Origin of the sequence: Bacteroides sp. ET336, from assembly GCF_024733815.1 — a bacterium.
Lineage (GTDB): Bacteria > Bacteroidota > Bacteroidia > Bacteroidales > Bacteroidaceae > Phocaeicola > Phocaeicola cellulolyticus.
The window spans coordinates 22,275-34,263 of record NZ_JANRHK010000020.1 but is presented as its reverse complement, the minus strand read 5'-3'; the positions used below and the strand labels follow the sequence as shown (position 1 = coordinate 34,263).

The window sequence follows — 11,989 nt, the reverse complement described above, 5'->3', positions numbered from 1 at the left end:
TAGGAAACAGGTCCTTCGTTATTGTTTCTATTTCTATATTGAACTTATAATAACTATAATTGAAAGATTATATAGGGTTGTAAAATAGGAAAAATCATAGCATGAAAAAATAGCATTAAAAAGGATTATGGTTTTTCTTATGGGAAATGCGATGACACTAACATTGTTTGCAGGTCAAGATAATGTGGCTCCCTTGGCAAAAGTGTCTGTTTCAGATGTACTTGATATCGGATTTGATGTTTATAATTTGGTTGATGACAAGTTATGTATGATAATGAATGAGAATGGAAATGCGATATATTGTACCTTGGGGTGAATACATTTGCCATGGGCTATCAGGGAATTGGAAGATGAAATAGATGTTTTATCGTTGTTCTCTTCTGTAATTCATTTTTTTTAAGACATTTACCCAAAATGCTGTCAGTCAATAGCTTTGCAACATTTTTCAGTAATTTCATTTTTATTCGTGTTTTTTTGAGAATTATCTTTGCTATGTAATGATAGCTTAGACAAGCGAAAGTCGATATGTGACAAAAAGACAGTTTTCAGTTACTAAATCGTTACACCTGAAAAATAGAACTGAATTAGAACGTTGATCCATAAGGATTTTTTGTGGAAAGGTTTATAATCTCTGTCTCTCCGCGATAAACATTGAAAATCAATAGTTTATAGCAGTTGCACCCAATTCTTTATCTTGTCAATACATTGTCTTGTCTCAGCTTCTTTAGTACTGGGACAGTAAGCGGGAATGCCAGTATGAAAGAACAGAAATCTGATACGGCCTGACACATCTCTACTCCTTGCAATCCTAAAAGTTTGGGAAGTATGATTATAAGTGGAATAAAGAATAGTCCTTGTCTTGCAGAAGACAGAATTAATGCCCTTCCTGGTATTCTTATTGTTTGAAGCATCATATTGCATAATATTACCCATGTGCCGATAGGAAGGGTTATGAGTTGCCAGCGTAGTGCTCTTGCGCCTATTTCTATTACCAGTGGGTCGTCTTTGCGGAACCAGGACACTATTTCAGGTGCGAATATATATCCTATTATGGCACAGACTGTAAGAAAGATGACTCCTGTCTTTATACAGAAGTAAAATCCATCACGCACGCGTCGGTATAATCCTGCACCGTAGTTAAATCCACATACAGGCTGAAAACCTTGACCAAAACCTATTACGAATGAGTTTATGAACATACATATACGTGTCACAATGGACATTCCTGCGATTGCAGCATCACCATAAGCTCCGGCAGCTACATTAAGCATAATAGTGGAAAGACTTACAAGCCCCTGACGGCTTAATGACGGTATGCCTCCGTATGTTATTTCTTTCAAATATGTAAAGGAAGGAGTAAAATTCTTGAACTTGATTTTTATGTTTGTTCCTTTGCTGTCCATGTAAATCAATACCATAAAACTGCAGAACTGGCTTATTATTGTTGATAAGGCAGCACCAGACACTCCCATGTCTAGAACAAATATCAGAAGCGGGTCAAGCCCGATATTTATCACAGCTCCAATGATTATACCTATCATGGCATATACGGCATTACCCTGAAAGCGCATCTGATTGTTCAGTACAAGTGATGATGCCATAAAGGGCGCCCCTATGAGGATTATCCCTAAATAGTTTTCGGCGTATGGCAGTATGGTTTCGGTAGAACCTAACAGGATACATATTGGGGTGAGGAAAATGTTTCCAAGTACGGCTATTATTATTCCAAAAGTAAAAGCGTAGAAAAAACCGGTTGATGCCATCTTTTCTGCGCTGTCGTAATCTTTTGCTCCAAGCTTGCGTGAAATAAAATTGCCGGAACCGTGGCCGAAAAAGAATCCGAATGCCTGTATTATTGCCATTATTGAAAATGAAATGCCAACGGCAGCAGTGGATTGTGTATTGATTTGTCCCACGAAATAAGTATCAGCCATTACATAAAATGATGTTACAAGCATGCTTATTATAGTCGGTACTGCAAGCGATGTTATCAGTTTGGGGATAGGCATCGTCGTCATCATCTTATGTTTGTCTTGTGCTGTTTTCATCGTGAATATTCTTTTCGTAGGGTGATATTTAATGTCTTATAAGGTGAAATTTCTTACAAAAATAGATGTTTTTTTTGTTTTTGTCCCTATTAATGAGCTATTTCGTCTATATTCATAAGATAAATTAATACACTATTCGTTCATTATTCTTCATATTTGCGTATCTTTGTGCCCAATAGTAAATAAAACAATTAGAAAAATATAAAATAAGTTAGAAAAATGGCACAGGAAGACGTTTTCAAGAAATTGGTTTCTCACTGTAAAGAGTATGGTTTTGTATTTCCTTCAAGTGAAATATATGATGGTCTTGGAGCTGTATATGATTACGGCCAGATGGGTGTGGAACTGAAAAATAATATAAAGCAGTATTGGTGGCAGAGTATGGTGCTTTTGCACGAAAACATTGTAGGTATAGATTCTGCAATCTTTATGCACCCTACAATATGGAAAGCTTCTGGACACGTTGACGCTTTCAATGACCCATTGATTGATAACCGTGATTCAAAGAAACGCTACCGTGCAGACGTTCTGATTGAAGAGCAGATTGCAAAATACGAAGATAAGATTAATAAAGAAGTAGCTAAGGCTGCAAAGAAATTCGGTGATGCTTTTGATGAAGCTCAGTTCCGCAGCACTAATGCACGCGTTCTTGAACATCAGGCTAAGCTTGACGCTTTGCATGACCGTTATGCAAAGGCTATGAATGCTAATGATTTGAATGAACTGCGCCAGATTATCCTTGATGAAGAAATAGTATGTCCTATCTCTGGTACAAAGAACTGGACTGAAGTTCGTCAGTTCAACCTTATGTTTACTACTGAAATGGGTTCTACTGCCGATGGAGCAATGAAGGTATATCTTCGTCCTGAAACAGCTCAGGGTATCTTCGTAAACTATCTGAATGTACAGAAGACAGGCCGTATGAAAATACCTTTCGGTATCGCACAGATAGGTAAGGCTTTCCGTAACGAAATCGTTGCACGTCAGTTCATCTTCCGTATGCGTGAGTTCGAACAGATGGAAATGCAGTTCTTCGTAAAACCGGGAACAGAACTTGAATGGTTCAAGAAATGGAAAGAAACTCGTTTGAAATGGCATAAGGCTCTTGGATTCGGTGATGATCACTATCGTTATCATGACCATGAAAAACTGGCTCACTATGCTAATGCTGCTACAGACATCGAATTCCTGATGCCTTTCGGTTTCAAGGAAGTTGAAGGTATCCACAGCCGTACTAATTTCGACTTGAGCCAGCACGAAAAATATTCAGGCAAGAGCATCAAATACTTCGATCCTGAAATCAACGAAAGCTACACTCCGTACGTTATCGAAACATCAATCGGTGTTGACCGTATGTTCCTCAGCATCATGAGTGCTTCATACTGCGAAGAAAAGCTTGAAAACGGCGAGACACGTGTAGTTCTTAAATTGCCTGCAGCTTTGGCTCCAGTGAAACTTGCCATCATGCCGTTGGTTAAGAAAGACGGTCTGCCTGAAAAAGCACGCGAAATCATGAACGACCTTAAGTTCCACTTCAACTGTCAGTATGATGAAAAAGACAGTATCGGAAAGCGTTACCGTCGTCAGGATGCAATCGGTACTCCATACTGTATTACAATCGACCACCAGACATTGGAGGATAACTGTGTGACATTGCGTAACCGTGATACAATGGAACAGGAACGTGTGGCTATTTCTGAACTTAACAATATCATCGCTGATAAGGTAAGTATCACAAGCTTATTGAAAACTCTACAATAATTTATGCTTATGAATAATAGAATATTTTGGCTCGTTATCATTCTTTCTGTATTGACTATAGGTTTCTCCTCTTGTGCTAAAGATACAGAGGTGGCTGATCCGTATGCCAACTGGAAGGAAAGAAATGAGCATTTTATTGATTCAATAGCAAAAGTAGCAAATGATAAGTCTTCTGGTGAGATATGGCGTAAGTATGAGAACTATAAGATAAAGTTTGATGGTATCAATAACTCTTACGATTATGAGGTATATGATTATGTATATATAAAGTATGCCAAGAAAGAGGATATTTTTGATGGAAGCGAACCGTTGATAAACTTTGGTGATACTGTTTCAATGGCTTTTCAGGGATTTATAATAAACGGAACCCGTTTCGACGGTAACTATTACGGCACTTTCGATAAGGAGGTTACTGATAACTTTACCAAGTTTGATATCTCGAAGAATTATGTTGTCGGTTGGACTACAGCTTTGATGCACATGAAGCCTGATATGTCTGACAAGGCTACTGTTTATATTCCATATCAGATGGGATATAAAGATGAGAATAGGAGTGATGTCATTAGACCATATTCGACTTTAATATTCGAAATGTATATAGATGAGGTTATTCATCCTTATGATACCAGTAATTCAGATAACTGAAATTATTGACCAGTAAATACAAAAAGCATCCTTAATGGTTATTACTGTTCTGGATGCTTTTTTGTTATTATCTAATAACTAACAAATAACAACTATATAAAATGCCTTTAAATTTACCCGATAAACTTCCTGCCATTGATCTTCTGAAGGAAGAAAATATATTTGTCATTGACAGTTCAAGAGCTACATCGCAGGATATACGTCCGCTAAAGATTGTCATCCTCAATCTTATGCCATTGAAGATTACCACTGAAACAGACCTGATACGTCTTCTGTCAAACTCTCCTCTACAGATAGAGGTGAACTTCATGAAAATAAAGAGCCACACATCTAAGAACACCCCGATAGAACACATGAAAGCTTTCTATCGTGATTTCGAAGATATGCGCGATGAGAAGTTCGACGGCATGATTATCACCGGAGCTCCTGTGGAACATCTCGATTTCGAGGATGTGAATTATTGGGATGAGATACAGGAAATATTCAACTGGACCCGCACTCATGTAACATCAACTTTCTATATCTGTTGGGCTGCTCAGGCAGGATTGTATCACCACTATGGTATTCCTAAATATGCTCTTGACAAGAAGATGTTCGGTATCTTCGAGCATCACATCTGCGACGGATTCAGCCAGCTGCCGATATTCCGCGGATTCGACGATGAATTCTTCGTACCTCACAGCCGTCATACAGAAGTGCGCCGTGAAGATATAGAGAAATGTCCGGAACTGTCAATCATTTCCGAATCCGAAGATTCGGGAGTACATATAGTGATGGCACGTGGCGGACGCGAATTCTACGTGACAGGCCATTCGGAATATTCACCTCTTACACTTGACGGAGAATACCGCCGCGACCTTGGAAAAGGTCTGCCTATCGACATGCCAAAAAACTATTATCGCGACAATGACCCGGACAAGGGACCGGTGGTGAGATGGCGCAGCACTGCAAACCTGCTTTTCTCCAACTGGCTCAACTACTATGTATATCAGGAAACTCCATACGATATTAATCAGATTAAATAATGATAAAACAACGTCCTATAGAACTTCTTGCTCCTGCAAAGAATCTTGAATGCGGAATCGAGGCCATCAATCATGGTGCCGATGCAGTTTATATCGGTGCACCACGTTTCGGTGCACGTGCCGCTGCTGGCAATTCCATAGAAAACATCAAGGCTTTGGTGGAGCATGCACATCTGTATAACGCACGTATATATGTTACAGTAAATACAATCCTGCATGATGAGGAACTTCCGGAAACGGAGAAAATGATATGGGAATTGTATCGTGCCGGTGTAGATGCCCTAATCATACAGGATATGGGTATCACGCGCCTTAACCTTCCGCCTATAGCACTGCATGCCAGTACGCAGATGGATAACCGTACACCGGAGAAAGTGAAGTTCCTTTCGGATATAGGTTTCCGTCAGGTGGTTCTGGCACGCGAACTCTCGCTTGATGAAATAAAGAAGATACACGATACATGTCCTGAAACGCTTCTCGAAGTGTTCATTCATGGTGCCTTGTGCGTTAGCTACAGCGGGCAGTGTTATGTGAGCCAGGCTTGTTATGGCCGTAGTGCCAACCGTGGCGAGTGTGCACAGTTCTGCCGTCTGGCTTTCGATCTGGTGGATTCCAACGGAAAGACAATAGAACAGAACAAGCATCTCCTCTCGCTCAAAGATATGAACCAAAGCGATAATCTTGAAGCATTGCTTGATGCCGGAGCCACATCGTTGAAGATAGAAGGCCGCTTGAAGGATGTGTCGTATGTGAAGAATGTCACTGCATACTACCGTCAGAAACTGGATTCGATATTCAAATACCGTAAGGAATACGTAAGAGCATCGTCTGGTACTGTTAAGACTACATTCACTCCGCAGCTTGACAAGAGTTTCAGTCGTGGCTTTACAGATTATTTTCTTCGTGGACGAAATCCTGGAATATTCTCGTTCAGTACTCCTAAGTCACTGGGTGAGGAGGTAGGCACTGTGAAGGAAATCAGAGGAAACTACTTTACTGTAGCAGGTGTGAAATCTTTCAACAATGGCGACGGACTTTGCTATATCGACGATAACGGTCGTCTTCAGGGATTCAGAGTGAACCGTGTGGAGAACAACAAGCTTTTCCCGCAGGATATGCCAAGACTGAAACCCAAGACACGTCTTTACCGTAACTTCGACCAGGAATTTGAGAAACTGATGCAGAAAAAATCGGCAGAAAGAAAGATTGCAGTCGATATATGTCTGGCTGAAAATAATTTTGGCTTTACACTGAGCTTTACTGACGAGGACGACAATAGCGTATCCCTTACACTGGAGCGTGTGAAAGAACCGGCACGTACACCACAGGCAGATAATCTGAGAAATCAGCTAAGTAAATTGGGAAACACCCCGTTTGAGGCTAAGGATATAAAGATAGATTTGTCTGACAACTGGTTTATTCCTTCATCCGAACTTTCAGAACTAAGACGCAATGCTGTGGAAAAACTGCTTGAAGCGCGCAGGATAAACTATCGCAGGGAAGTGTTCCGTTTGAAGGAAAGCAAGACTAAGTTCCCTGTAAGCACTCTTACATATCTTGGTAACGTGATGAACAGCTCTGCAGCCGAATTTTATAAGAACCATGGAGTTCTGAAAGTAATGCCTGCATTCGAGAAGGAACAGCCTAAGGATGCCGTTCTGATGTTCTGCAAGCATTGCATCCGCTATAGCATGGGCTGGTGTCCGGTACATCACAAGGTGCGTTCTCCGTTCCGCGAACCGTATTATCTTGTAAGTTCAGATGGCAGACGCTTCCGCCTGGAGTTTGACTGCAAGCAATGTCAGATGAAAGTTCTTGCGGATAATTCTGAACAATAATAAGTTTGTTGCGTTTGAAACACATCAGACGCAACAAACAATGAGTTATAGATATTAATATTACTTTTCATCCAGCAGTCTGGCAGGAATGTTCTTCTTCGGAGTGATTCCCAGTTCCTTGAGCATTTCTGCCTGACGGATGAGATTTCCTTTTCCTTCCGAAAGCTGTGAACGTGCATTTCCGTATGCCGTATTTGCAGTGTTTATCGCGTCCCCTATCTTTTCGAATGTTTCAGCAAAACCGGCAAGTTTCTCATAAAGTGCAGTTCCGCGCTTCACTATCTCCTGTATGTTCTTTTCCTGATACTCTCGCTTCCACAAGTCAAGAGCCAGTCTTAATGCGGCAATAAGATTTGTAGGGCTCATAAGTACCACCTTTTTCTGATAGGCATAATTCCACAGATTGTTGTCTGCCTGGAGTGCCAGCACGTAAGCCGGTTCGTTAGGGATGAACATCATTACAAAGTCCAGTGCAGATACGTTGTATTTGGAATAGTCTTTCTTGCTCAGTTCGTCGATATGAGCCTTTACCGAGCGCAGATGTTCTTTCAGATATTGCTCTTTCTCTGTCTTGTCGTCTGTCCCGATATATGCGGCATATGCCGTGAGCGATACTTTGGAGTCGATTATTACATGACGGTTGTCGGGATATACCACTATTACGTCCGGTTGCAGCCTCTGTCCCTGTTCGTTTTTCAGATACTCGCCATTCTCATCTTTCAGAAATTCCTGACGGAAATACTCCTCGCCTTCGTGCAGACCGGAGTTTTCAAGTATCGTTTCCAGTATCATCTCACCCCAGTTACCCTGCATCTTAGAGTCACCTTTCAGAGCTTTTGTCAGATTGTTGGCGTCATCGCTTATCTGTTTGTTCAGCAGAACAAGCTCCTTTATCCTGTCTTCGAGAGAGAAACGCTGTTTCGATTCCTTCTCATATACCTCTGCCACCTGATGCTTGAACTCGTTCAGATTGTCACCGAAAGGTTTTAGCAGACTGCTGAGGCTTTCGGTACTCAGCTTGTTGAAAGTCTCTGTCTTCTGCTGGAAAATCTTGTTGGCTATGTTCTCAAACTCCAGATTGAACTGCTTGTGCATCGCTGCAATCTCTTCTTTCTGATTTTCAAGTTTCTCGGCCATATTGCGGTTCTCTGTCTTCAGTGATGCCGAAACAGTGTAAGCCTCGTTCAGCAGACGTGCACTCTCGTCCAGCTTGTCCTGTAGTTTTTGTATGTTTTGTCTCATGCTTTCAGCCTGCTGTGCTGCCTTAATCTGTTCGTTTTTTAACAGCTCGGCTGAGTGTTCCTGTTGCATTTTCAATTGCGATTGCAATATACCAGATTTCTTTGCAGAAACCAGGTGTCCTATAATGATTCCCAATACGCATCCTACTATTGTTCCTATTATTATGTATATTGTCATTTTTTAGAAGTTATAGATTATTACATTCCTCCCTGTCCTCCGGCAGAAGAACCATTGTTTCCTCCCGATTTAACATCATCATTGTTGATGCTTCGGCTTGTTTTCTTGACCTGGGTTTTCAGTTCACCGAATCTCCAGCTGATACCTATGGAGTAACCTAAATTATAATATTTGTTTTTACTCCATGAACGGAATGTGTCTGTAACAGTTTCGTTTTCGTATGTATTATATTTGTTGAAGAAGTTATTTGCAGACAGTGAGATACTCAATCTTTTATCTTTCAGGAAAGAACGTGTCAGTCCCAGTCCGTAGTAATAATATGACGAGCCTTTACCCTGCAAGGTTATATACGGTGTACTTCCTCCTCCGTAAACACTCAGACGCAAGTCCCATGGAAGTGTCTGTTGTACGTTTCCGAACAGGTTACCGTTGAAGCCGGAATTTTTTGTATCAAGCAAATCGCTGCTATAGTCCGAATAAGAGCCTGATGCGTTGATTGATATTCTGGTCTTGTTTCCCGGGTTCCAGTTCATCCACAATGACAGGCGAGTGATCTGTTTCTTGCCCGCATTCTCGTAAGTACTATTTAGGATACCGTCTTTCATGAAAGAATAATTTTCTATACCGTTGTTTGTGAATGTATAGTTCAGGTTTGCATTAATATTGAACTTGGCAGAGAAAGAACTGAATGTCAATCCAACGATATGTGCCTTTTCTGTTTCCAGGTCAGGATTACCGTAACTTACTGATGTCGGGTTGCTTTCATCGCGGAAAGGGTTAAGATACCATATACCCGGACGGTTGATACGCATATTGTAATTCGCCTTCAGGGTAGAAGTTGTGCCAAGCATATATGACATATTCACAGTAGGAACAACATCGTCGAAACCGGCATTGAAGTTTCTTTCAGGCTGAAGGTCGTATTTCACATCCATAAAAGTATGCTCGTATCTCACACCCGCTTTGAAACCGAATTTTTTCAGCTTCAGCTGATAGTCGGCATATGTAGCTACGATGCTCTGTCCCTGGTCGAATATGCTTGACATATTGTTGTCCTGAAGCATAGAACCGTCGCTTTGCTGAATGAAATATTTACTGTCGCTCGCGTTCAGTCGATAGATGTATTTCATACCGGCATCAATATAGTGCTTGTCGTTTATAGGATTAACGTAGTCTATCTGTCCGGTATGTTCAGCTGTGTGGGCGTCATTGTCAAAATACTGATTTTCCAGCGAGAAAGGAACATCTACCATATCCATATATTCCGTAGCTGACTCACTGTTGTTTGGAGAATCGTTGTATTTATACGATACTGTAAGATATTCGCCTTTGGTCTTGAAGGAATGCTGATAGTCGAAGTTGATTCCTACATTACCGAAACCGCTTGTGGATTTGTTCAGTGTATTGTATCGGTATGTCAACTCTTCCATATTGTTCAGCATGTGGTTTTCCGAGTTGCTGTTGGTCTTGAAGTTACCTCCGAACATATTTGCGGAGAATGTTATCAAGTTCAATGTGTCAATCTCATAACTACCTTCCAGATTGCCGAACTGGAAATTACCGTTGCTTTTTGAGGAACCTTCACTGTTGAGATACTTGTTTGTATCCGATGTATAGTCCTCGCGTCCGGAACTGAAGTAACTGCGTGGCTGTGTGTTGTAGTTGTACGAATAATTGCCGGATACGGTAAATTTACCAACCTGAACAGTACCGTATGCATATCCGGAAAAGCCTTGATTGCTTGCCCTTCCGCCAAGTGTGACATTATATCCCTGCATCTTTGCATCCGTAGTGATGATGTTCAGAATACCTCCGATACCTTCAGCATCGTATTTTGCTCCCGGTTCTGTTATCACCTCTATTGATTTTATGCTGTTGGCAGGCATACTTCTCAATACCTCTTTCGGATTGTTGCTCATCAGGGTGTTTGGCTTACCGTTTACGTGTACCTTGAAGCTGCTTGATCCGTTCACCTGGATATTGTCTTCTCCATCCACAGTTACCAGAGGTACTTTCTTAAGCATTTCCAGTGTGGTGTTGGTCTTTGAGTCCGGGTCGTCCTCCATGCTGTAGGTTATTTTGTCTATTTCAGCTTTCACGAGAGGCTTCTGTGCCACCACTTCCACTCCTTTAAGCATTTCCGTTGCCTCGGAAGTAAATATAGTTCCGAGGTCAACAGATTTCTTGCTTGTGCTTAATGTAAAGTTTCTTTTTACGGTATTCTTTCCTACCGATGAGAGAGTTATGACGTAGTCGCCCGGCTCGGACAGTTTCTCGTTGAAACGTCCCTTTTCGTCGGTGACCGAAAGTTTTACTTTTTCGTCAGGATTTGCCGCACTTGATATTCTCACAGTGGCATATGGCTCGCTTTCGTTAAGAAGTGAGTCAACTAAAGTTCCTTTCACTGAATATAAACCGCTCTGCTTTTGTGCAAACACCGTAGCGGTAGTAAGACATACGAGGATACATATAAATCCCCTTAAAACATTAGATGACATTTTTTCTGGATTTTATTTTCTTACTGCTTTTGAAGCTCCACTTGTTGATACATCGGCCTTTGCTGCACCTCTGAACGAAAGTTTTGATGCTCCCGATGCTTCTCCTGTTATGTTCTTATTACATATAATTTCGGCCGTGCTGGCTCCGCTTAAATCCACATCGGCATAATCGGTATTCAGATACTCGCCGTTTGATGACAATTTTGAAGCTCCACTCACTTCTATATTGGCATTGACAGCTTTTCCACCTATTTCGGCAGATGATGCTCCGCTTACACTTACTTCCAAAGACTGACAGTCTATGTTGGCATCAAAGTGCGATGCTCCGGATACTTCGATATCGAGTTTTTCGGCCTTAATCTCTCCGTCGGAAGTAAATGAAGATGCGCCTCCTATTTCAATGGATTTCAGATCTTTGCTTGCCGGCACTATAGCAGTGACACTGTATGATCTTCTGAAATCAGAAGCATAAATTTCAATGCCTTCATTATCGTAGTTTACTTTTATTTTGGAAAGAATAGAAGAGTCTGCAATAATCTGAAGTGTGTCAATATCGTGTCTGTACTCCACTCTTATTGCATTTGTCACTTTTAATGATTTATATGAGGTGCTTACTTCATATGTGGAAGTGGCTTCATTTTTGCTTGCTACAGTATTGATCATGCAAGATGTGGCTGTAAAAGAAGTTACGGCACTGATTGTGAGTATTGAAAGAAAATTCTTTAGTTTCATGGCTTTATTTGTTTTAAATAATG

Annotated in this window: 9 protein-coding genes; 5 read left to right on the top strand and 4 right to left on the bottom strand. The window is 41.0% G+C overall.

What is annotated here, in order from left to right:
• Window positions 1-127: 127 nt before the first annotated feature.
• Complete coding sequence (locus NW213_RS14340) at window positions 128-316, top strand: hypothetical protein (protein ID WP_204392941.1); 189 nt, start codon at window positions 128-130, stop codon at window positions 314-316.
• Between the two features lie 373 nt (window positions 317-689).
• Here NW213_RS14340 and NW213_RS14335 read toward each other — a convergent pair whose 3' ends face one another.
• Window positions 690-2,048 carry an MATE family efflux transporter gene (locus NW213_RS14335; protein WP_258323192.1) on the bottom strand — a complete coding sequence of 453 codons (1,359 nt, stop codon included), beginning with the start codon at window positions 2,046-2,048 and terminating at the stop codon, window positions 690-692.
• A 219-nt stretch (window positions 2,049-2,267) separates the two neighbouring features.
• Between NW213_RS14335 and NW213_RS14330 the strand changes: the two genes are divergently transcribed.
• The 4 genes from NW213_RS14330 to NW213_RS14315 all read left to right on the top strand — a co-directional run bounded on the left by NW213_RS14330 (window position 2,268) and on the right by NW213_RS14315 (window position 7,317).
• Window positions 2,268-3,809, top strand: a complete 1,542-nt coding sequence (locus NW213_RS14330; protein WP_154044511.1) for a glycine--tRNA ligase — start codon at window positions 2,268-2,270, stop codon at window positions 3,807-3,809.
• A gap of 9 nt (window positions 3,810-3,818) precedes the next feature.
• Window positions 3,819-4,454, top strand: coding sequence for an FKBP-type peptidyl-prolyl cis-trans isomerase (locus NW213_RS14325; RefSeq protein WP_258323191.1), 636 nt, complete (start codon window positions 3,819-3,821; stop codon window positions 4,452-4,454).
• Window positions 4,455-4,555: 101 nt separating this feature from the next.
• A complete protein-coding gene (gene metA, locus NW213_RS14320) occupies window positions 4,556-5,479 on the top strand; it encodes a homoserine O-succinyltransferase (protein WP_258323190.1) in 924 nt (307 codons plus the stop codon).
• Window positions 5,479-7,317 carry a U32 family peptidase gene (locus NW213_RS14315; protein WP_258323189.1) on the top strand — a complete coding sequence of 613 codons (1,839 nt, stop codon included), beginning with the start codon at window positions 5,479-5,481 and terminating at the stop codon, window positions 7,315-7,317. The genes metA and NW213_RS14315 overlap by 1 nt, the downstream gene beginning before the upstream one ends.
• A gap of 60 nt (window positions 7,318-7,377) precedes the next feature.
• Here the strand turns inward: NW213_RS14315 and rmuC are convergent, their stop codons facing one another.
• Genes rmuC through NW213_RS14300 form a run of 3 tightly spaced genes read right to left on the bottom strand, consistent with a single transcriptional unit; the run spans window position 7,378 to window position 11,966 of the window.
• The gene (gene rmuC / locus NW213_RS14310) at window positions 7,378-8,736 is read right to left on the bottom strand and encodes a DNA recombination protein RmuC (protein ID WP_258323188.1); all 1,359 of its coding nucleotides are present in this window, start codon (window positions 8,734-8,736) and stop codon (window positions 7,378-7,380) included.
• A 20-nt stretch (window positions 8,737-8,756) separates the two neighbouring features.
• Window positions 8,757-11,234 carry a TonB-dependent receptor domain-containing protein gene (locus tag NW213_RS14305; RefSeq protein WP_258323187.1) on the bottom strand — a complete coding sequence of 826 codons (2,478 nt, stop codon included), beginning with the start codon at window positions 11,232-11,234 and terminating at the stop codon, window positions 8,757-8,759.
• 12 nt (window positions 11,235-11,246) lie between these two features.
• Window positions 11,247-11,966 carry a DUF2807 domain-containing protein gene (locus tag NW213_RS14300; protein ID WP_258323186.1) on the bottom strand — a complete coding sequence of 240 codons (720 nt, stop codon included), beginning with the start codon at window positions 11,964-11,966 and terminating at the stop codon, window positions 11,247-11,249.
• Window positions 11,967-11,989: the final 23 nt, after the last annotated feature.